Source organism: Sphingobium sp. L-44 (assembly GCF_056859495.1).
In genome coordinates this window covers 22427-42699 of the sequence record NZ_JBSXOQ010000103.1, presented here as the reverse complement: position 1 = coordinate 42699, position 20273 = coordinate 22427, and the positions used below count along the sequence as shown (strand labels likewise).

General features: G+C 66.9%; 18 protein-coding genes. 11 read left to right on the top strand and 7 right to left on the bottom strand.

Going from position 1 to position 20273, the window contains the following annotated elements; translation table 11 throughout:
• Positions 1 to 96: 96 nt before the first annotated feature.
• Positions 97 to 855 (top strand): class II aldolase/adducin family protein, encoded by a 759-nt coding sequence (locus AC13EK_RS16525; protein WP_069338034.1) that lies wholly within the window; start codon positions 97 to 99, stop codon positions 853 to 855.
• A gap of 46 nt (positions 856 to 901) precedes the next feature.
• Here the strand turns inward: AC13EK_RS16525 and AC13EK_RS16520 are convergent, their stop codons facing one another.
• Together AC13EK_RS16520 and AC13EK_RS16515 are read right to left on the bottom strand one after the other, a co-directional pair.
• Positions 902 to 4483: a hydantoinase B/oxoprolinase family protein gene (locus tag AC13EK_RS16520; protein WP_069338031.1), complete on the bottom strand. Its 3582-nt coding sequence runs from the start codon at positions 4481 to 4483 to the stop codon at positions 902 to 904.
• 46 nt (positions 4484 to 4529) lie between these two features.
• Positions 4530 to 4994: an Rrf2 family transcriptional regulator gene (locus AC13EK_RS16515; RefSeq protein ID WP_004208622.1), complete on the bottom strand. Its 465-nt coding sequence runs from the start codon at positions 4992 to 4994 to the stop codon at positions 4530 to 4532.
• A 119-nt stretch (positions 4995 to 5113) separates the two neighbouring features.
• On the opposite strand from AC13EK_RS16515, the gene AC13EK_RS16510 reads away from it, so the two are divergent.
• A complete protein-coding gene (locus AC13EK_RS16510; RefSeq protein WP_069338032.1) occupies positions 5114 to 6007 on the top strand; it encodes an NAD(P)/FAD-dependent oxidoreductase in 894 nt (297 codons plus the stop codon).
• Between the two features lie 33 nt (positions 6008 to 6040).
• Here the strand turns inward: AC13EK_RS16510 and AC13EK_RS16505 are convergent, their stop codons facing one another.
• Positions 6041 to 7195: an FAD-dependent oxidoreductase gene (locus AC13EK_RS16505; protein WP_277788434.1), complete on the bottom strand. Its 1155-nt coding sequence runs from the start codon at positions 7193 to 7195 to the stop codon at positions 6041 to 6043.
• Positions 7196 to 7311: 116 nt separating this feature from the next.
• Between AC13EK_RS16505 and AC13EK_RS16500 the strand changes: the two genes are divergently transcribed.
• The 6 genes from AC13EK_RS16500 to AC13EK_RS16475 all read left to right on the top strand — a co-directional run bounded on the left by AC13EK_RS16500 (position 7312) and on the right by AC13EK_RS16475 (position 14253).
• A complete protein-coding gene (locus AC13EK_RS16500) occupies positions 7312 to 9174 on the top strand; it encodes a CHASE3 domain-containing protein (protein WP_069338275.1) in 1863 nt (620 codons plus the stop codon).
• A 44-nt stretch (positions 9175 to 9218) separates the two neighbouring features.
• Positions 9219 to 10460 (top strand): putative DNA modification/repair radical SAM protein, encoded by a 1242-nt coding sequence (locus tag AC13EK_RS16495; protein WP_069338274.1) that lies wholly within the window; start codon positions 9219 to 9221, stop codon positions 10458 to 10460.
• 82 nt (positions 10461 to 10542) lie between these two features.
• Positions 10543 to 10899: a hypothetical protein gene (locus AC13EK_RS16490; RefSeq protein WP_010339604.1), complete on the top strand. Its 357-nt coding sequence runs from the start codon at positions 10543 to 10545 to the stop codon at positions 10897 to 10899.
• Between the two features lie 61 nt (positions 10900 to 10960).
• Positions 10961 to 11431 carry a hemerythrin domain-containing protein gene (locus AC13EK_RS16485; protein WP_017500069.1) on the top strand — a complete coding sequence of 157 codons (471 nt, stop codon included), beginning with the start codon at positions 10961 to 10963 and terminating at the stop codon, positions 11429 to 11431.
• A 10-nt stretch (positions 11432 to 11441) separates the two neighbouring features.
• Positions 11442 to 12860, top strand: a complete 1419-nt coding sequence (locus tag AC13EK_RS16480; RefSeq protein ID WP_313230573.1) for a UdgX family uracil-DNA binding protein — start codon at positions 11442 to 11444, stop codon at positions 12858 to 12860.
• Positions 12861 to 12927: 67 nt separating this feature from the next.
• Entirely contained in the window at positions 12928 to 14253 is a 1326-nt protein-coding gene (locus AC13EK_RS16475; RefSeq protein ID WP_069338845.1) for a metal-dependent hydrolase family protein, read from the top strand.
• A gap of 19 nt (positions 14254 to 14272) precedes the next feature.
• On the opposite strand, the gene AC13EK_RS16470 is transcribed toward AC13EK_RS16475, so the two are convergent.
• Both AC13EK_RS16470 and mgtE read right to left on the bottom strand, forming a co-directional pair.
• Positions 14273 to 14671, bottom strand: coding sequence for a DUF1489 family protein (locus tag AC13EK_RS16470; protein ID WP_007710206.1), 399 nt, complete (start codon positions 14669 to 14671; stop codon positions 14273 to 14275).
• A 23-nt stretch (positions 14672 to 14694) separates the two neighbouring features.
• The gene (gene mgtE, locus AC13EK_RS16465; protein WP_069338846.1) at positions 14695 to 16146 is read right to left on the bottom strand and encodes a magnesium transporter; all 1452 of its coding nucleotides are present in this window, start codon (positions 16144 to 16146) and stop codon (positions 14695 to 14697) included.
• 183 nt (positions 16147 to 16329) lie between these two features.
• On the opposite strand from mgtE, the gene AC13EK_RS16460 reads away from it, so the two are divergent.
• Complete coding sequence (locus AC13EK_RS16460; RefSeq protein WP_004208636.1) at positions 16330 to 16782, top strand: peptidylprolyl isomerase; 453 nt, start codon at positions 16330 to 16332, stop codon at positions 16780 to 16782.
• Between the two features lie 87 nt (positions 16783 to 16869).
• On the opposite strand, the gene AC13EK_RS16455 is transcribed toward AC13EK_RS16460, so the two are convergent.
• Together AC13EK_RS16455 and AC13EK_RS16450 are read right to left on the bottom strand one after the other, a co-directional pair.
• Positions 16870 to 17556, bottom strand: coding sequence for a hypothetical protein (locus AC13EK_RS16455; RefSeq protein ID WP_170828779.1), 687 nt, complete (start codon positions 17554 to 17556; stop codon positions 16870 to 16872).
• 14 nt (positions 17557 to 17570) lie between these two features.
• On the bottom strand, positions 17571 to 18290 hold the full coding sequence (locus AC13EK_RS16450) for a peptidase (RefSeq protein ID WP_069338848.1): 720 nt from the start codon (positions 18288 to 18290) through the stop codon (positions 17571 to 17573).
• Between the two features lie 314 nt (positions 18291 to 18604).
• On the opposite strand from AC13EK_RS16450, the gene AC13EK_RS16445 reads away from it, so the two are divergent.
• Positions 18605 to 19159, top strand: coding sequence for an outer membrane protein (locus AC13EK_RS16445; RefSeq protein ID WP_004208639.1), 555 nt, complete (start codon positions 18605 to 18607; stop codon positions 19157 to 19159).
• A 163-nt stretch (positions 19160 to 19322) separates the two neighbouring features.
• Positions 19323 to 20237 carry a bifunctional helix-turn-helix transcriptional regulator/GNAT family N-acetyltransferase gene (locus tag AC13EK_RS16440; RefSeq protein ID WP_483022280.1) on the top strand — a complete coding sequence of 305 codons (915 nt, stop codon included), beginning with the start codon at positions 19323 to 19325 and terminating at the stop codon, positions 20235 to 20237.
• Positions 20238 to 20273: the final 36 nt, after the last annotated feature.

The following is a 20273-nucleotide window of genomic DNA, read 5'->3' as shown; positions in this document are numbered from 1 at the left end:
GGCAAATTCAACCCCTGCAGGGCTTTCACGCCCTTTCCCTCGACAGAATGCGTCGAGCGGAGGATAGTGGCGTCCATAATATAAAGGAGGATGGCCATGGCAAGTGCCGCCAGACAGCCCGACATGTCGCCTGCCGAATGGGAGGCGCGCCAGCAGCTCGCCGCCTGCTACCGCATCTTCGACCATTTCGGCTGGTCGGAACTGATCTACAATCACATCACCCTGCGCGTGCCCGATGAGGAAAACGCCTTCCTCATCAACCCGTTCGGCCTGCTCTACAGCGAGGTGACGGCGTCCAACCTGGTCAAGATCGATATTGACGGCCATGTGCTGGACGGCAGCCCCTATCCGGTCAATCGCGCCGGCTTCACCCAACATAGCGTGTTCCACCGCCACCTGGCCGACGCCCATTGCATCATCCACACCCATACGACCGCAGGCATGGCGGTGAGCGCCACGCAGGAAGGATTGCGGCCGATCAATTTCTACGCCGCCGCCTTTGCCGGGCGGATCGCCTATCATGACTTTGAAGGCGTCACGATCCGGCCGGAGGAAGGCGAAAGGCTGATCGCCAATCTGGGCGCGCGGCGAATCATGATGCTGCGCAATCATGGCACGCTGGTGATGGCCAAGAGCCTGCCCGAAGCCTTCCTGATGCAATGGATGCTCCAGCGCGCCTGTGAGATTCAGGTTGCCGCCTGCGCCGCCGGCACGCCGGTGGAGATCCCGGCCGACGTCATCGCCGTGCATCAGCGCGACCTCGCCGGCGTGCAATTGCCGGTCGGCGTCGGCGTGCCGGATTTCCAGGCGATGGTCCGCCTGATCGACCGCACCGACAGGAGCTGGCGGGACTAGCACCCCGCCTCCCGACCTCCGTTCGCTTGCCGCGGACGGAGGCGGATCAGCCCTTGCCGAATCCGCCGCCGCCCGGCGTCTCGATCACGAAGACGTCGCCCGGTGCCATCTGCGCCGATCCGGTCGCGCCCAGCATCTCGACCCGGCCATCGCCACGCTCGACCCAGTTGCGCCCGAGGCCGCCGGGCGCGCCGCCCTCCAGCCCGAACGGCGGCACGCTGCGCCGGTTGGCCAGGATGCCGGCGGTCATATCCTCCAGGAAGCGGATGCGGCGCAGCCCGCCATTGCCGCCATGATGCGCGCCCGCGCCGCCCGATCCGGGCCGGATGGAAAATTCCTCCAGCAGCACCGGGAATCGGCTTTCCAATATTTCGGGATCCGTGAGGCGGCTGTTGGTCATGTGGGTCTGCACCACATCGGCGCCGTCGAAATCCGGCCCGGCGCCCGATCCGCCAGAGATCGTCTCATAATATTGGTGGCGCGCATTGCCGAAGGTGAAATTGTTCATCGTCCCCTGCGCGCCCGCCATCACGCCCAGCGCGCCGAACAGAGCATCGGTGACGACCTGGCTGGTCTCGACATTGCCGGCGACCACCGCCGCAGGATAAAGCGGCCGCAGCAGCGACCCCTCCGGCACCACCAAAGTCATGGGCTTGAGGCAGCCGTCATTCATCGGCACGGCCTCGTCCACCAGGGTCCGCACCACATAGAGCAGGGCCGCGCGCGCGACCGACAAAGGCGCGTTGAAATTGCCCGGCAGCTGGTCCGACGTGCCCGTGAAATCCACCGTCGCGCCGCGCGCCGCCCGGTCGATCGTCACGCGGACGACCACCGCCGCGCCATTATCCATCGCATAGCGATAGTGCCCGTCGGACAGGCGATCGATCAGCCGGCGCACCGCTGCCTCGGCCTGATCCTGCACATGGCCCATATAGGCGGCCACGACATCGGCGCCATAATCGCCGCTGATCCGTTGCAGCTCGGCCGCGCCCTTGGCGCAGGCGGCGATCTGGGCGGACAGGTCGGCGATATTCTGGTCGATATTGCGCGAGGGCCAGCGGCCCGCCCCCAGCAGCGCCCGCAGATCGCCCTCCAGGAAGCGGCCCTGATCGACCACGAGGACATTGTCGAGGACGATGCCCTCTTCCTCGATGCTGCGGCTGTCGGGCGGCATGGAGCCGGGCGAGATGCCGCCAATATCGGCATGATGGCCGCGCGCCGCGACATAGAAAGCGGGCGCGTGCGCCGTCTCATCCACGAACACCGGCATCACCACCGTCACGTCGGGCAAGTGCGTGCCGCCATCATAAGGCGCGTTGAGCGCATAGACATCGCCCGGCAGCATGCCGCGCCCGTCGATCGCCCGGCCATCGGCACCGATGCCGCGCCGGCGCATGACCGCGCGGATACTTTCCCCCATGCTGCCGAGATGGACCGGCATATGCGGCGCATTGGCGACCAGATTGCCGGCCGCGTCGAACAGGGCGCAAGAGAAATCCAGCCGCTCGCGGATATTGACCGAGGAGGCGCTGTGCTGGAGCGCGGCGCCCATTTCCTCGGCGATCGCCATGAACAGGCCGCCCATCACCTCCAGCCGGACCGGATCGACGGCGGTGCCGTCATCGGCGGCGGGCGCCGGACGCGGCGCATGGCGGGTCAGCACCAGATTGCCGATCACATCGAGCCGCGCGCGCCATCCCGGCTCGACCACCGTGGTCGACACCGGGTCGCTGATCAGCGCCGGGCCATCGACGACGCTGTCCAGCGTCAGTCCCGCCCGGTCGAACACCGGCGCCGGTGTGCCCGCCAGCATCACCTGCGCCAGCGGCGCGGCCGGCTGGGTCGCGATGGTCGCGACCTTGCCCATATCCTCGGCAGTCGGCGCGATCGCCTCCACCCGCACCATGTCGACCAGTATGGTGCCGGTGCCGCCATAGCCGAAGCGCGCCTGATATTGCGCCTCGAAATCGGCCAGCATCGCCGCCCGATCGCCCAGCATCACGTCGAACAGGCTGTCGGTGCCATCATAGCGCAGCCGCAGCACCGTCTCGCTCCGCTCCGCCTCCGGCAGGCCGGCGCGCGCCTGCGCCGCCAACTCGGCGATCGCCGCCGCCAGCGCGTCGGCGCCCGCATCGTCCAGCGGCAGCGCCAGCGTCCGCTCGCGCACCGCGCGCCGGTCGGCCAGGCCCATGCCATAGGCGGACAGGACGCCGCCCAGCGGATGGATCATCACCCGGTCCATGCCCAGCGCGTCGGCGACCAGACAGGCATGCTGCCCGCCCGCCCCGCCAAAGCTCGCCAGCGTATAGCGCGCGACATCATGACCGCGCGCGACCGAGATGCGCTTGATCGCATTGGCCATGCTGGCGACGGCGACGGCGATGAAGCCCTGCGCAGCCTCCTGCGCGGTCATCACCCGGCCGGTCTGCGCCTCCACCTGCGCACAGATGTCGGCAAAGCGCGCCTCGACCGCGTCCCGGTCGAGCGGCTGGTCGCCATTGGGGCCGAACAGGCTGGGGAAGAAATCGGGCTGCACCTTGCCCAGCATGACATTGCAGTCGGTGATGGTCAGCGGTCCGCCGCGCCGGTAGCAGGCCGGCCCCGGCACCGCGCCAGCCGATTCCGGGCCGACGCGAAAACGCCCGTCGACCACCGAACAGATGGAGCCGCCGCCCGCCGCGATGGTGTGGATGCGCATCATCGGCGCGCGCAGCCGCACGCCCGCCACCCGCGCCTCATTGTCGCGTTCATAGCTGCCGGCATAATGGGATACGTCGGTCGACGTGCCGCCCATGTCGAAACCAATCACCTCGCCGAACCCGGCTTGCTCGGCGGTGCGGGCCAGGCCGACGATGCCGCCGGCCGGGCCGGACAATACCGCATCCTTGCCGCGGAACAGGTCGCCGCGCGTCAGCCCGCCATTGGACTGCATGAACAGCATGTCGGCGTCCTCGCCCAATGCCGCGCCCAGCCCGTCGACATAGGCGCGCAGCACCGGCGAGAGATAGGCGTCGGCCAGCACCGTGTCGCCCCGCCCGACCAGCTTTATGAGCGGCGCGACCTCATGGCTGACCGAAATCTGGGTGAAGCCGATCTGCCGGGCGATCCGCGCCAGCGCCTGCTCATGGGCGGGATAGCGATAGCCGTGCATCAGCACGATCGCGACCGCGCGCAGCCCGGCATCATAGCCGCGCTGCAACGCCGCCTGCGCCGCGACCTCGTCCAGCGGCGTCAGGATGGTGCCATCCTGCATCAGCCGCTCGTCCATCTCCACGACATCGGCATGGAGCGGCGGCGGCAGGTCGATCCGCCGCGCGAACAGGTCCGGCCGGTCCTGATAACCGATGCGGATCGCGTCGCGGAAACCCTTCGTAATCGCCAGCAGCACCGGCTCGCCCTTGCGCTCCAGCAGCGCATTGGTGGCGATGGTCGTGCCAATCCGCAGCGTGCAGGGCGGGATCGGCCCGTCGCCCGCGCCGGTCAGCCGCCGGATCGCCTCGACCGCCGCGTCGGCATAGCGCTCGGGGTCGCTCGACAGCAGCTTGGCGGTGTGAAGAAGCCCTTGCGGGTCGCGTGCCACCACGTCGGTAAAGGTGCCGCCGCGGTCGATCCAGAATTGCCATTGCATGCCCCGCCTGATGGCCGCGCCACAGGCGGTTGGCAAGCCGCTTGGATCAATGGCCGGTCAGCGGTTCGATCGCCCCGGTCGCCAGCAGCGCGGCATAACGCTGGTCGAAATCCGCCGCGATCTGCGCCAGCGTCACCTGCCCCAGCCGGGCAATCAGCATCGCCTCCGCCTCCTGCATCGCGGCCGCCATGGAGGCGTTGACCGCCTGTTCGACCAGGCATTGCGGATTGGGGTCGGCAGGCCCGATCGAAAAGATCCGCGGCTCGCCCACCGCGCGATAAATGTCGAGGATGCGGATCGCGTCGAGCGGCCGGGCCAGGGTCCAGCCGCCGCCATGCCCCTTTTCCGATCGCACATAGCCCGCGTCGCGCAGGCCAGCCATGGTTCGTCGGACCACCACCGGATTGGTGCGCAGCATCTGCGCCGCCAGCTCCGACGTCATCGGGCCGTCCAGCCGATCCATGTGGATCAGGATATGCAGCATTCTCGACAGGCGCGCATCCAGCTGCATCGCGGGCTTCTCCTTTTCCGCTCGCCTATCACGCAACATCAATTGTTGCAAATGCGCGAGGCGCGATTATGTAACTTATAAAGTATCGTGATTCGACGCAGCCATTGAAAGGAAGCCCCATGCATGACGTGATCGTGATCGGCGGTAGCTTTGCCGGCCAGTCAGCGGCGATGCAGCTCGCCCGCGCGCGGCAGGATGTGCTGCTGATCGATGCCGGCCTGCCGCGGAACCGCTTTGCCGACGCCGCCCATGGTTTCCTGGGTCAGGATGGCCGCACACCCCGCGCCATCATCCGCGATGCCGCGCGCCAGTTGCTTGCCTATCCCACCGCCCGGATGCTGGCCGGCGAAGTGCGCCATGCCACCCACGCCAGCGACGGCTTCGCCCTGACCATGGCCAGTGGCGAAACCCGGCTGGCCCGGCGACTGATATTGGCGACCGGCGTGAGCGACGAGCTGCCGCCGATCCCCGGCATGGCCGAACGCTGGGGCGAGACGGTGCTGCACTGCCCCTATTGCCATGGCTATGAAGTGCGCGACCATCCGCTGGGCATCATCGCCAACCATCCGATGTCCGCGCATCAGGCGGCGCTGATCCCCGACTGGGGGCCATCCACCTATTCCACCCAGAGCCAATATGAGCCGGACGATGCCGAACGCGTCCGGCTGGAGGCGCGCGGCGTCGCGATCGAGCGGGTGCCCGTCGTCGCGCTGATCGGCGATGCGCCCGCGCTGAGCGCCGTGCAACTGGCCGACGGCCGGACGATCGAAATCGCCGCTGTCTTCACCGCCCCCAGAACGCGGCTCAGCAGCGATGTCGCGGTCCAGCTCGGCTGCGCGCTGGAGGATGGCCCGACCGGGCCCTTCATCAGCATCGACAATTGGGGCCTGACTTCGGTGCCCGGCGTCTATGCCGCCGGCGACGCCACCTCCCCCATGCATAATGCGACCTTTGCATCCGCGTCCGGCGTCAAGGCCGGGGTCGGCGCGCACCAGTCGCTGGTCTTCGCCTGACAGGCGGGGACGAGGGGCCTGGACGGCGCCGCGCTATTTCCAGAAGCCCGCCAGCTTGCGCACCGATGCCTCGGCAGCTGCGCGGTCGGGGGCTTCATTGGCATCGCCATAGCCGAACCAGTCATCCTCCCCGACCTCCTGCACCACGATGCCGTCGCGCCGCGCCAGCATCGCCAGCTTGTCATGATAGACGCCATAGGTCGCGCCCGCCTGCGGGATCAGCCAGGCGATCTGGCCGCGCACCGGCACGATGCTCTCGTCCCGCCACAAGGCCCGCGCGCCATAGCCGGTGCAGTTGATGACGGTCTTCTGCTTCAGCCGCGTCACGTCCTGGGGTTCGTGCAACTCCATCGGCACGATCCGGCCACCGCCGATCAGGAAATCCGTGGTCAGCTGATGGGCGAGATCGGCGACATTGAAGGTCAGCGAACTGCTGCGCCGTGCCCGCTCGGTGCGGAAGGGATGGGTCCCCGGCGCCAGCTCGACCGATCGCGGCATGATGTCGTGCAGCCGGTCCTCCAGCCGGATGAAGCGATCGGGCCGCTCCGGCGTCACCCTCTCGACGGCAGGCGCCACGGCCGGACCGTCCGACAGCATGTAACGGTCGGTCCATTCCACCGGATCGCCCGGCAGGCCGAGGAGCCCCTGATAGAAAGCGAAGGATCGCCGCGCCATCGCCTCCCAGCGATCGCCAAAGCCGGCATCGACGACGCCCTCCATCGCGATCCGTGAATCGGGCGACCAGGTGCCGGTCGCCCGCGCCGACCGCACGTCGGGAAATTGCTCCTTGGCATAGATGGTCACCTTCGCCCCTGCGCGCTGGGCGGTGAGTGCAGTGGTGAGGCCGATCGCGCCGGCGCCGATCACGGCAATATCCGTCATCCCCTCCGCCAGCGCCATGCCGACCGCGATCTCGGCCGATCCCCAGGACAGCGACCAGCCGCTGCCGCCATGGCCATAATGATGGACGACCCGCTTGCGTCCCACCTCTTCCACCGCAATGCGCGGCCCGGCCGCGCGGAAGGGCCGCAGGCAGACGGTGATGCGAAAGATGCGATCGGGCGTGGCGCGGATCGGCTCCAGCCCTGCCAGCGGATCGAACAGGCTGGCCGCATCGGCCCCCGCCGCCAGCGACAGGGCGCCCAGCCCGCCCAGGCCCCGCGCCAGAAAATCGCGTCTGTCCATCATCCCGCCCCCTATCTGCCGACCGGTTCAACGAAGTGCCCGGACATAACCGCAACGACCCGTCGCATGACAGACACAATCGGGTTGCCCCACCGTTGTTAATTGCCCATTAAGACCAGATGAATGCGCTCCGCCCCGAACGATCCATCGTCGTTCTGCTGCTCGCGCTTGCCACCGTCATCATCGCGGTAGGCGGCACCATCTGGCTCTATCGCAGCCAGCAAGCCGAGATCGGCTGGGTCAACCACACGCTGCGCGTCGAAAACCGCCTGTCGGTGATCCTGTCGCGCGTGCAGGCCGCCGAAAGCGCCCAGCGCGGCTATATGCTGACCCGGCAGGATCCCTTTCTGGGGCCGTTCGACACGTTCAAGGCGGACTGGCCGCGCGAGATCGCGCAATTGCGCGCCGATGTGCAGGACAATGCGGACCAAGCTGCGGCCGTCGATGCGCTGGGGCGGATGCTCGGCCAGCGACTGACCCTGCTGGAGGGCGGCATCGAACTGCGCCGGCGCGGCCTGCCGGTCGATCCCAACGCCTTCGCCCCCGGCCTGATGGCGATGGCGACGATTCACGCCCATATCGCCGGGATGAAGGCGCGCGAGGAGCAGCTGCTGCGCCTGCGCAGTGTCGAGGCTAACCGGCTGACCACCATGGTGACGGCCAGCCTGGCGGTCAGCGGCGCACTGGTCATCATCCTGGGCCTGCTGGCGCTGCGCAACGCCCGCCGCCGCATGGTGGAGGCGATCGCCGCCAAGCGCGCACTCGCGGACGCCAATGACCGGCTGGTCAGCGAAGCGGAACAGCGCACGGCGATGGAGGCGCAGGTCCGCCAGTTGCAGAAGATGGAATCGATCGGCCAGCTGACCGGCGGCATCGCCCATGACTTCAACAATATGCTCGCGGTCGTGATCGGCTCGCTCGACATGGCGCGGCGCCGCCTGCCCGCCGATATCGATCGGCGCATCAGCAACGGACTCGACAATGCGACCGAGGGGGCGCAGCGCGCCGCGCAACTGACCGCGCGGCTGCTCGCCTTCTCGCGCCAGCAGCCGCTGGCGCCGCAATCGACCGACGTGAACAAGCTGGTGGGCGGCATGTCGGACATGCTGCGCCGGACGATCGGCGAGCGGGTGCGGGTGGAGAGCGTGCTGGCCGGCGGCCTGTGGCGGGCCAGCATCGATCCCGGCCAGCTGGAAGCGGCGATCCTGAACCTGTGCGTCAATGGCCGCGACGCCATGCCCGATGGTGGCCGGCTGACGGTCGAAACCGGCAATGCCTATCTCGACGATGCCTATGCCGCCGCCCATGCGGAGGTGATCCCTGGCCAATATGTGCTGGTGTCGGTCACCGATAGCGGCACCGGCATGACGCCCGACGTGGTCGAGCGCGCCTTCGACCCCTTCTTCACCACCAAGGGCGTGGGCAAGGGCACGGGCCTGGGCCTCAGCCAGGTGTTCGGCTTCGTCCGCCAGTCGCACGGCCATGTGAAAATCTATTCCGAACCCGGTCAGGGCAGCACGATCAAAATCTATCTGCCCCGCCATTATGGCGTGCCGGTTGCCGATCCGGTGGCGCCCGCCATCGCTCTCGACCTGCCCCGTGCCCAGGGGGATGAGATCATCCTGGTGGTCGAGGATGAGGACCGGGTGCGTCACATGTCGGTCGATTCCCTGCGCGAACTGGGCTACACCATCGTCCAGGCCGCCGATGGCGAACAGGCGCTGGCGATGCTGGCGATCGAACCGCGGGTCGACCTGCTCTTCACCGACATCGTCATGCCCGGCATCAACGGCCGCATCCTGGCCGACCGCGCCCGTGCCGACCGGCCGGAGCTGCGTGTCCTCTACACCACCGGCTATACCCGCAACGCCATCGTCCATAACGGCATGCTCGATCCCGGCGTCGCCTTCCTGGCCAAGCCCTTCACCATGGACCAGCTCGCCGGCAAGGTGCGCCAGGTGCTGGACGAGGAGCCGGCCTGATCTGGATTATGGACAAGGCGGCACGGGGAACGTAACATGAACATATGTCCGCCCTGTCCACCCGTGAAAAGCTCGAAATCCTTGCCGATGCCGCCAAATATGATGCGTCCTGCGCCTCGTCCGGCACGACCAAGCGGGATTCGCGCGACGGCAAGGGGATAGGCTCGACCGAAGGCATGGGCATTTGCCATACCTATGCGCCCGACGGCCGCTGCATCTCGCTGTTGAAAATCCTGCTGACCAACAGCTGCATCTTCGACTGCCATTATTGCATCAACCGCCGGTCGAGCGATGTCCGCCGCGCCCGCTTCACCGCGCGCGAAGTGGTCGACCTCACGCTCAGCTTCTACCGCCGCAACTATATCGAGGGGCTGTTCCTCTCCTCCGGCATCATCCGCTCGTCCGACTATACGATGGAGCAGATGGTCGAGGTCGCCCGCAGCCTGCGCGAGGATCATGATTTTCGCGGCTATATCCATTTGAAGACCATTCCCGACGCCGATCCGGACCTGCTGCGTCAGGCCGGCCTCCATGCCGATCGGCTGTCGATCAATGTCGAGCTGCCGACCGAACCCGGCCTCAAGCGGCTGGCGCCCGAAAAGGATGGTGCCCGGATCGAGGGCGCAATGGCGCAGATGCGCAGCCAGATGGACGATATGGGCGACGCCCGCCGCAAATATCGCCACGCCCCGCGCTTTGCCCCGGCGGGCCAGTCGACCCAGATGATCGTCGGTGCCGATGCCGCCGACGATCGCGCCATCATCCAGCGCGCGAGCAGCCTCTATGACCGGCACCGGCTGCGCCGCGTCTATTATAGCGCCTTCTCCCCCATCCCCTCGCCCAGCAGCGTGCTGCCGCTCAAGCGCCCGCCGCTGATGCGCGAACATCGGCTCTACCAGTCGGACTGGATGATGCGCTTCTATGGCTATTCCGCGGCCGAGGTCGCCGCCGCCACCGACCGGGACAGTGGCTGCCTGCCGCTCGACATCGACCCCAAGCTCGCCTGGGCCTTGCAGCATCGCGCCAGCTTCCCGGTCGACGTCAACCATGCGCCGCGCGAAATGCTGCTGCGGGTGCCGGGGCTGGGGGTGAAGGCGGTCGACCGCATCCTGGCCAGCCGGCGCCATCGCCGGCTGCGGCTGGAGGATGTCGCCCGCCTGACCACATCCATCGTCAAGCTGCGCCCCTTCCTGATCGCCGCCGACTGGCGCCCGGTGCAACTGGCCGACCGAGTCGATCTGTCCGCGCAATTGCGGCGTCCCGCCGCCCAGCTCGAACTTTTTTAAGGGGAGCCGAGGCAATTTTGCGGTTGATCGCAAGCACGGTTCATGAAACTCTTGTAACACGATCAGCAAGGGGATCGGGACTTTGGCGACACTTTTCGACAATCAGGCCATGGAGCGGCAGGGCGCAGGCTTTGCCAAGCGCATCAGCACGCATCTTGCGGCCGCCCTTGTCGTCTTCTGCCTGCTCCAGATCTTCATCGTCGCCAAGATGGGCGGCTCGCTGGTCCTGCACCTTGGCGTCATCATCGCGATCGGCGGTTTCGCCATCGCCGCCCGCGCGCTCGAACATCGCTGGCAGATGCTGGATCATAGCGGCCTGTCCCATGCCGGCCTGCGGCTGCGCTTCCGGCGCGACCTGCTCCAGCTCTGGGGCACCAGCCTGCTGGGCGCGCTGCTCTGGGTGCCAGTCGCGATCATCTTCCACGCGCTGTTCGGCTAAGCGCCGGACCCTTTTTACCAGGCTGTCGTTTCCCCCTTCATCGCATGAAGGAGGATTGCCCATGGCCAAGGCCAGCATTTTCGATCGCCTGAAACAGGATCATGACGCCCATCGCCAGCTGTTCGACAAGATGGCGGAGGCGACGCGCGAAAAGGATGACGACCGGCTGGAAAAGCTGTTCGACCAGTTCAAGGTCGAGGTGACGGCCCATGCCGCCGCCGAGGAAGAGACGCTCTACGCCACTATGCTCGCCCAGCCCGACCTGCGCGAAGATGCCCAGCACAGCGTGTCCGAACATAAGGAAATCGACGATTTCCTGGAGGAGCTGGATGGCCTGAAATTCAATGGCGATGCCTGGCGCCGCACCTTTGACCAGCTCAAGAAGCGCTACCTCCACCATATCGAGGAGGAAGAGGAAGAGATGTTCCCCGACGCCGCCAAAGAACTGAGCGCCGCCGAGGAGGAAAAGCTCGCAAAGCTGTTCGCGCGCCGCAAGCCCGCCGAACTGGCCCGTGCCGAGGCGGAGGACTGACCGGACGGCCATGCATCGGGTGACGCTGGCGGGGCCGGACGATTTTGAGGGCTGGCGCGATGCGGCCCGCGCGCTGGCCCTGGCCGCCATTCCCGCCGACGCCATCCTCTGGGATGTCGCGGGCAGCGCCACGCCAGACCTGTTCGGCAGCGACGCGACGCCCCTGCCCCCGGCTCCGGCGGATGCGGCCTTTTCCGTGCCGCGCGCCTTTGTCGAACTGGCGCAAAGCGCGATCCTTCATCGCGATCCCGCCCGCTTCGCCCTGCTCTACAGCCTGTTGCTGGCGGTGCGCACAGTGCCCGGCCGGATGGAGGATCGCGCCGATCCGCTGCTGCGCCGGGTCGAGGATCTGGCCAAGGCGGTACGGCGCGATATCCACAAGATGCGCGCCTTCGTCCGCTTCCGCGAGCTGGATGAAGGCGACGGCCCGCGCTTCATCGCCTGGTTCGAACCGGACCATCATATCGTCCGCGCCAATGCCGGCTTCTTCACCCGCCGCTTCGCATCGATGCGCTGGTCGATCCTGACGCCGGAGGTCAGCATCCACTGGGATGGCGAGAAACTGACGGAAGGGCCGGGCGCACAGCGCGGCGACGCCCCGGCCGAAGATCCGGTCGAAGATGTGTGGAAGGGCTATTATGCCGCCATCTTCAACCCGGCCCGGCTGAAGACCGGGGCGATGCTGTCGGAAATGCCGCGCAAATATTGGCGCAACCTGCCCGAAGCCGCCCTGATCCCCGATCTGGTTGCCGGCGCCCAGGCGCGCGAGGCGGCGATGATCGCCACCGCCCCGCGCCCCGCACCCCGCCCGACAGCCCGCCCCGGCAATCTCCGTGCCGTCTGGCAGGCGCTGCGTGACGAGGCGATGGCCTGCACCCGCTGCCCGCTGCACGGACCAGCCACGCAGACCGTGTTCGGCGAAGGTCCGCTCGACGCATCTTTGCTCTTCATCGGCGAACAGCCGGGCGATCAGGAGGATCTGGCTGGCCGCCCCTTTGTCGGCCCCGCCGGTCATTTGTTCGACACGGCGCTGGCGGAGGCCGGCGTGGATCGGGCCCGTGCCTATGTCACCAACGCCGTCAAGCATTTCAAATATGCGCAGCGCGGCAAGCGCCGCCTGCACCAGACGCCCGACGTGCCGGAGATCAGGGCCTGTCGCTGGTGGCTGGAACAGGAACTGGACCTGATCCGCCCGCGCATCATCGTCGCTTTGGGCGCCACCGCGGCCCGCGCCCTGCTGGGCAAGCCGGTGACGATCAGCCAGATGCGCGGCCGCCCCCTCCCGCTCGACGACGGCGCCGAAGCCTGGATCACCGTCCATCCCAGCTATCTGCTGCGCCTGCCCGACCCCGATCGCCAGGCGGAAGAACAGGCCCGCTTCGTCGCCGATCTGCGAATGGTCGGCGAACGGCTCCACGCCCTCGCCTGATATAAATTCGTTGACGGCCGGCCCGCTGCGCGCGACGCTGCCGCCATCAAATTAAACAGGGGGTTACATGATCTGGGGGAAGGCAGCGGCGCTGGCCGCATGCAGCATGGCGGCACTGGTCGCGGTGTCGGCGCCGGCCGTAATGGCCAAGGATGTCGTGGTCCATGCCGGACGGATGATCGACGGCACCGGCGCCACCGCGCGCGAGAAAGTGTCGATCCTGATCCATGACGATCGCATCACCGCGATCCAGTCGGGCTTCGTCACGCCCGCCGGCGCGGAGGTGATCGACCTGTCGGCCAAGACCGTGCTTCCCGGCCTGATCGACACCCATGACCATATCACCGCCGGCTGGCACAGCGGCGACCCGATCCGCAACGCGGTGACGCGCAGCGCCTATGAGGACGCGATCGAGGCGACCGGCTTCGTGCGCAACACACTGCTCGCCGGCTTCACCTCGGTCCGCGACTGCGGCGCCGATACCCAGGTGATCGTCGCGCTCAAGAAATCGATCGACGGCGCCGTCATCCCCGGCCCGCGCCTGTGGGTGGCGGGCACGCCGCTCGGCCCGACTGGCGGCCATGGCGACGCGGTCAACGGCCTGCGCGTCGAATTTGCCGACATTCCCCACATCAGCGACAATGTGATCGACAGCCCGGAAGCCGCCCGCATCGCCGTGCGCCGCCTGAAGCGCGAGGGCGCCGACCTCATCAAGATCATGCCGTCTGGCGGGGTCATGTCGATCGGCGACGATCCCAAGCATCAGCTGATGACCGACGAGGAGATCAAGGCGGTGATCGACACCGCCCATAGTCTGGGCATGAAGGTCGCGGCCCATGCCCATGGCAAGGAGGCGATCGACCACACGATTGCGCTGGGTGTCGATTCGATCGAGCATGGTTCCTATGCCGACGCCGGCAGCTACAAGATCTTCAAGCAATATGGCGCCTATCTGGTGCCGACCATGCTGGTGGGCGAGCGCGTCTATCAGCGCGCCAAGGAACATCCCGAACAGCTCAATCCCTCGACCGCCGAAAAGGCGCTGGTGATCGGCCCGCTGCTGCAGAAGAATCTGCGCGATGCCTATGCCGCTGGGGTCAAGATCGCCTTTGGCACCGACACGTTCGGCCTGTCCGACCATGGCGAAAATGCGCAGGAATTCGCGCTGATGGTGCGCGCCGGCATGCCGGCGATGGAGGCGATCAAGGCCGCCACCGCCAATGCCGCCGACCTGCTGGGCAGCGCCGATGTGGGCACGCTGCAGGCCGGCCGCTATGCCGACCTGATCGCGGTCAACGGCGATCCGCTGGCCGATGTCCGCCAGCTCGAAAAGGTCGGCTTCGTCATGAAGGGCGGCGCCGTGGTGAAGGCCGATGGCAAGCCGATGATCTGAACCTCGACTGGGGCTGGCGTCAGACCAGCCCCAGCCGCGCCAGTTCGTTCAGCATGGCCGGCGGCATCGCTTCCAGATCGTCCGCCTCGCCCCCGCCCAGATCGGGCGGCGCATCCTTGTCCTCCAGATAGCGCCAGCCCTGATGCGCGCGCTTGGGCGCCGTCCTTACCGGGATCAGCCGCGGCGCCAGCCGGATCCAGTAGCGCCCCTGCCCGGTCTCCTGAAATCCCAGGATCGGACTGCGGCCGACCAGCGCATGGCCGTGAATCCAGTAGAGCGATCCGCCATCCATCTCCTCCAGCCGCTTGGGCAGGTAACGGGTGGTCAGGCGCGCTTCGTCCGCATGGCTTTCCAGCCAGGCCTTGAGGGTCGCGGGGCTTTCGCTCTGGAAGGCGATCTTGGTCAGGTGCAGCGGCATTGGCGTCTAGATGGGGCGGCGGTTCAGCCGGTCAATCCCGCCGCCGTCGCCAGCCCCAGAAAAGCGAAGAAGCCCATCGAATCCGTGATCATGGTGACGAAGATGGAGGATGCCACCGCCGGGTCGAGGTTCATCCGGTCGAACGCCAGCGGCACCGCCGCACCCGCCAGCCCGGCCGTCACAATATTGGTCATCATCGCCGCGGCTATCACGCTGCCCAGCGCGACATTGTGGAACACCAGCCCCACGCCCAGCCCCAGCACCAGCGCCACGGTGCAGCCGTTGAGCAAAGCCACGCGTATTTCGCGCAATATGGTGCGGCGGGCGTTTGACCCGGTAATCTGGTTGGTGGCCAGCGCGCGCACCGTCACCGCCATGGTCTGGCTGCCGGCATTGCCGCCCACGCCCGCGACGATCGGCATCAGCGTGGCGAGCGCCACCATCTTCTCGATCGTATTCTCGAAAATGCCGATGATGGTGGACGCCACCAGCGCGGTCAGCAAATTGGTCAGCAGCCAGCGCACGCGCGCGCGATAGCTGTCCATCACCGGCTCGTTGATGTCGCCTTCGCCCGCACCCGACAGGCGGAGAATATCCTCGCCCGCTTCCTCGGAAATGATGTGGACGATGTCGTCGACCGTGATCATGCCGACCAGCCGGCCGCTGCCATCGACCACCGCGGCGGAAATCAGCGCATATTTCTGGAAGCGCAGCGCCACTTCTTCCTGGTCCATGTCGACCGGGATCAGCGTCTGCTCGCGCTTCATCAGGTCGGCCATGGCAATGCCGCGCGGACAGGTCAGCACCCAGCTCAGCTGACAGGTGCCGATCGGCTTATGCCCTTCATCGACGACGAAGATTTCCCAGAAATCGCGGGTCAGGTCGCCATTGTCGCGCAGATAGTCGATCACCTGGCCGACCGTCATATGCTCGGGCACCGCGACCAGGTCGCGCTGCATCATGCGGCCGGCGGATTCTTCTGGATAGGACAGCGCGGACTCGATCGCAGCGCGATCTTCCGGCTCCATCGCCTCCAGCACCGCCTGCTGATCGGCTTCCTCCATGTCCTCGATGATCGCGACGGCATCGTCGGTATCGAGTTCGGAGGCGAATTCGGCGACCTGCTCGGGCGCCAGCGCGCCGATCAGGTCGTCGCGCACATAATCGTTGAGTTCGGACAGAACCTCCGCGCCGACAAGGTCGCCCAGCGCGGCGGCGACATCGCCGCGCTGCTCCGCCGGGGTCAATTCCAGAAGGTCGGCAATGTCGGCGGGATGCAGCGGCGAGACCAGCTCGCGCGCATGGTCGATTTCGCCCTCGTCCACCGCATCCAGCACGGCGGACAGGAATTCGGGCTTCAGCCGGTCATCCTCGTCCAGGCTCGACTCGGCCTGCTCCATACCGGCCGAGATCAGACTCTCGTCAGCAAGTTCCTCGTGCGGCCGCGGCTCGGCCAAATCGCCACGTTCGGTCATGGCGCGCGCAACTGTCCGGTTCCTGTAACATTTCGATGCTTTCGCCGATGCACAATATAATTGCAATGGGGTTGGACGTGCTTTGGCAACAGATGGGACAGGCTTTGCCAAACAGCCGCTTCCATCCCCATCCCAAGCCTCTATATGAGGCGATCAACGCCTTCCCCAATGAGAGGATCTTTCATGGCCGACGAAACCCTTACCCTTTCCCTCGACAGCGGCGGCGACGTCGTGATCAAGCTGCGCCCCGATCTGGCGCCCGGCCATGTCGAACGCATCACCACCCTTGCCAAGGACGGCTTCTATGACGGCGTGGTCTTCCACCGCGTCATCCCCGGCTTCATGGCGCAGGGCGGCGATCCGACCGGCACCGGCATGGGCGGTTCCAAGCTGCCCGACATCAAGGCCGAATTCAGCCGCGAACCGCATGTCCGTGGCGTGTGCTCGATGGCCCGCGCGATGAACCCGAACAGCGCCAACAGCCAGTTCTTCATCTGCTTCGACGATGCCACCTTCCTCGACGGCCAGTACACCGTCTGGGGCGAAGTGACGTCGGGCATGGAACATGTCGACGCGCTGCCCAAGGGCGAGCCGCCCAAGACTCCGGGCAAGATCGTCAAGGCGACCGTCGCGTAAGCGATACGCCGTCAAGGCCACCGCCAGCCCTCATGGGCATGGCAGCAGGCCAAGCCCCGACACCGGTGCGGCCCCGCCGCGCCGGTGTCAGTGTTTCCGGGCCATGCCGTCGGTCGCGGAAATCAGCTGCGCGGTCTGGGTCGCATTGTCCGACTCGTCCGCCGGCGGCGCGACATAGGCGCCGATCGATTCGATATGCCAGCGCCGATCCGCCTCGCTCGCGCCCGGTACCTCATCGACCCGGCGCAGCACCACCTGGCGCAACCGATACCAGGGCTTGCCGTTCGCCTTCAGCCGGCCATAGACCTGCACCGGCACCGTCACGAAGCTCGATCCCGCCGCGCCCTCGATCTCGGCCGGGCTGCCGATATTGGCATGGATCTCGCTGAAGCCACGGAAGCGCGCGGCGAAATGCGCATCATCCTGCGCGCCGATCGCGCTCTTGTCGTTCCACAGATCCTGCGCGTCGCTGAAGCGCTTTTCCTCCAGCAAGCCATAATAGCCCTGGACCACCTGGGCCGCGCCCTGCGCGCTGTCGGGGTCGATCGCGCCTTCCTCGGCCGGGGCCGGTTCGACCGGCAGGCCGCCGGGCGTGCCGGGCACCGGCGGCGCCAGCGGCTCCATCAGCGCCTGCGCCTCGGCCCGGACATTATTCTCCACCTGGCTGGCATTGGCGCCATTGGCCAGATTGTCGATCGCGCTTTCCTCGCGCCCGTCACAGGCGGCCAAACTCACCAGGCCCAGCAGCAATGCAGCGCCGGTCATCCCCCTCATAGATTTCTCCCGCATCACTGGGGCCGGGTCCGTTCCGGCTCCCGGCCACCCCTTATTTCACCACCACTCCGCATGCGCGGTGCCGGGCGGGCGCTGCCGCCCATGTCGCGCGGCGGGCGGCTCGCCTGGGGCGGGCGCTGGCCGGGTTGCGGCACATAGCGCTGGTCGCCGCCGCTGGCACCGGGACGCCCGCGGCCGGGCGTGTCATTGCCGCGCGGCGGACGCGGACGGCTCCAATTGCCGTCATTGGGCCGACCATCGCCGCCATTCCAGCCGGGGCGACCGCCAGGGCGTCCGTCGCCCGGCCGATTGCCCTCGGGGCGCCCGCCACCCGGACGATCCCAGCCCGGCCGACCATCCCCCGGACGTCCGTCACCGGGGCGCCCATAACCGGGCCTGCCGTCACCGGGCCGACCATTGCCCGGCCGGTCCTTGCGGCGCGCTTCCCAGTAGCGGCGCTGGCTGTCATTCCAGCGATGCCGCGCACCGGCGCGATCATAGACATAATAGCCGCGTCCCGGATAATAAAAGTCGTTGTACCAGCCGCCATAGCCGCCCGGCGCATAGCCATAAGGCCCGTAATAGCCGTCGCCATAATAGCCACCACCGCCATAATAGCCGGTGCCGACGCTCACGCCGCCATAGCCATAGCCGTCATCATAGGCGCAGCCCCCCAGGGCCATCGCGCTCGCGAGACCAAGCACAGCCAGGAATCGTGATCCGGTCCGCGTCATTGCCTGTCTCCTCATATGCTTCATGACCCCGGTTAACGCCGCGCGGTTGAATTGGTGGTGAATGAAAAGCGGTTCAAGATCGGGCATTTATCTGTGGTTCAGAAAAAGCGACTTTCGTTCATCCCCCTGACAGAAACCGTGTCGTTTCCGACACATAATCATGGTTCGGCCGATATTTCGCATTTCGTTCAGGAAACCTTCCGCCGGCCCCGACCATTGATCCCCCATGTCCTCGCAGACGCTTGCAGCGCACGGGACATGCCGGCGGGTCCACACCCCGGCCCAATTTCAGAAACAGATAAAGGGTCACCCCCATGAAGACACTGCTTTTCACGGCAGTTGCTGCCGCCACCCTGTTGCCTGCCGCCGCGATGGCGCAGGAAGACAGCAGCTCCACCCGCCGCATCGAACCCTATGTCGGCGTGATGGCGGGCGTGCATAATTATGACAGCGAGACCAGCAAGGAGGGCATTCCCCCCGTCGGCTACAAGGGCCGCATGGTCGAAGGCGTCGCGGGCGTAAACTATAATGTCGCCGGCCCGCTTGTGCTGGGTGTCGAAGGCACCGTGTCCAAGGGCGTCAGCGGCGACATCGACTGGGAATATGGCGCGGCCGGCCGCGTCGGCGTGAAGGCCGGCAAGGACAGCATGTTCTTCGGCAAGGTCGGCTATCAGTGGACCAATTTCGACGCGCTGGGCAAGGATAGCCGCGACTATCATGGCATGACATATGGCGCGGGCCTCGAACTGTCGCCCGCCGACCTTGGCAGCTCGGCCGAGCGCAGCAATGTCCGCCTGCGCGTCCAGGCCGACACCACCGGCAATTTCCATTCGATCCGCCCGATGGCCGGCGTCGTCGTCAAATATTGATCGCATGAACGGGTGGGCCGGTCGTTGATCGGCCCACCCGCCCAGCCTTCATCCCTTTCCATAAAGGGATATGGGGTGCGGGACGGCCATGGACTGCGGCCGTCCCGCATTCGCCTGCCCCAATATAGTTGACTCCGTCAACAATCTATGCTGAAGCGTCGGCATGGAACAGGCGATTGCAACCATCCGCACCTTCAACCGCTTCTTCACCCGCCATGTGGGGGCAATCGACGCGCGCTTCCTCGACAGCGACGCCAACCTGCCCGAGGCGCGGCTGCTGTTCGAGATTGCCCGGCTGGAACCGGTGCTGGCCAGCACGCTCCAGGCCGAACTGGATCTGGATCGCGGCTATTTGAGCCGCATGATCTCCCGCTTCGAGAAGAAGGACTGGATCGTCCGCGACCAGGAAGCGGCAGACGCCCGCGCCCGCCCGATCCGCCTGACCGCTGCCGGCCGCGCCGCCTTCGACCAGATCGACAGCCGCCAGCGCGCCGTCGTCGCCCAGGATCTGGACCGGCTCGACAGCGTCGAGCAGCAGGACCTGCTCCAGGCGCTCACCCGCGCCCGGCTGTTGCTCGATCCCGCCAGCGGCGGCCCCTTCACCATCCGCCCCTTCCGCACCGGCGAGGTCAGCCAGGTCGTCACCCGCCAGTCGATCCTCTACGCCGCCAGCCATGGCTGGGGCCGGCCGCTCGAAACGCTGGAGGCCGAAACCGTCGCCGCCTTCCTGCGCGACTTCAAGCCGGACCGGGAACAATGCTGGATCGCGGAGATCGACGGCATCATGGCCGGCGCGATATTCCTGACCGACGAGGGCGACGGCCTCGCCCGGCTGCGCCTGCTCCATGTCGAGCCCTTTGCCCGGCGGCGCGGCATCGGCGACGCGCTGGTCGCCACCTGCCTGCAATTCGCCCGCGACAAGGGCTATCGCGCCGTCACCCTCTGGACGCACAAGATATTGGAACCTGCGCGCCGCATCTATGCCCGGCATGGCTTCGTCTGCGTATCGAGCGACGTTCACACCGTCTTCGGCGACCCGATCGAGGGCGAGACCTGGCGCATCACCCTCCTCCCCTGACCGCGCCTGTCCTACCCAGCGGGGCGATGCTATAAG

Coding starts and splice junctions, on each gene's coding strand:
- AC13EK_RS16520 (WP_069338031.1), bottom strand. CDS start 4,483: ATGCAATGGCAATTCTGGATCGACCGCGGCGGCACCTTTACCGACGTG.
- AC13EK_RS16440 (WP_483022280.1), top strand. CDS start 19,323: ATGGAACAGGCGATTGCAACCATCCGCACCTTCAACCGCTTCTTCACC.
- AC13EK_RS16485 (WP_017500069.1), top strand. CDS start 10,961: ATGGCCAAGGCCAGCATTTTCGATCGCCTGAAACAGGATCATGACGCC.
- AC13EK_RS16500 (WP_069338275.1), top strand. CDS start 7,312: ATGAATGCGCTCCGCCCCGAACGATCCATCGTCGTTCTGCTGCTCGCG.
- AC13EK_RS16505 (WP_277788434.1), bottom strand. CDS start 7,195: ATGATGGACAGACGCGATTTTCTGGCGCGGGGCCTGGGCGGGCTGGGC.
- AC13EK_RS16460 (WP_004208636.1), top strand. CDS start 16,330: ATGGCCGACGAAACCCTTACCCTTTCCCTCGACAGCGGCGGCGACGTC.
- mgtE (WP_069338846.1), bottom strand. CDS start 16,146: ATGACCGAACGTGGCGATTTGGCCGAGCCGCGGCCGCACGAGGAACTT.
- AC13EK_RS16450 (WP_069338848.1), bottom strand. CDS start 18,290: ATGACGCGGACCGGATCACGATTCCTGGCTGTGCTTGGTCTCGCGAGC.
- AC13EK_RS16445 (WP_004208639.1), top strand. CDS start 18,605: ATGAAGACACTGCTTTTCACGGCAGTTGCTGCCGCCACCCTGTTGCCT.
- AC13EK_RS16495 (WP_069338274.1), top strand. CDS start 9,219: ATGTCCGCCCTGTCCACCCGTGAAAAGCTCGAAATCCTTGCCGATGCC.
- AC13EK_RS16515 (WP_004208622.1), bottom strand. CDS start 4,994: ATGCAGCTGGATGCGCGCCTGTCGAGAATGCTGCATATCCTGATCCAC.
- AC13EK_RS16510 (WP_069338032.1), top strand. CDS start 5,114: ATGCATGACGTGATCGTGATCGGCGGTAGCTTTGCCGGCCAGTCAGCG.
- AC13EK_RS16480 (WP_313230573.1), top strand. CDS start 11,442: ATGCATCGGGTGACGCTGGCGGGGCCGGACGATTTTGAGGGCTGGCGC.
- AC13EK_RS16470 (WP_007710206.1), bottom strand. CDS start 14,671: ATGCCGCTGCACCTGACCAAGATCGCCTTCCAGAGCGAAAGCCCCGCG.
- AC13EK_RS16455 (WP_170828779.1), bottom strand. CDS start 17,556: ATGAGGGGGATGACCGGCGCTGCATTGCTGCTGGGCCTGGTGAGTTTG.
- AC13EK_RS16475 (WP_069338845.1), top strand. CDS start 12,928: ATGATCTGGGGGAAGGCAGCGGCGCTGGCCGCATGCAGCATGGCGGCA.
- AC13EK_RS16525 (WP_069338034.1), top strand. CDS start 97: ATGGCAAGTGCCGCCAGACAGCCCGACATGTCGCCTGCCGAATGGGAG.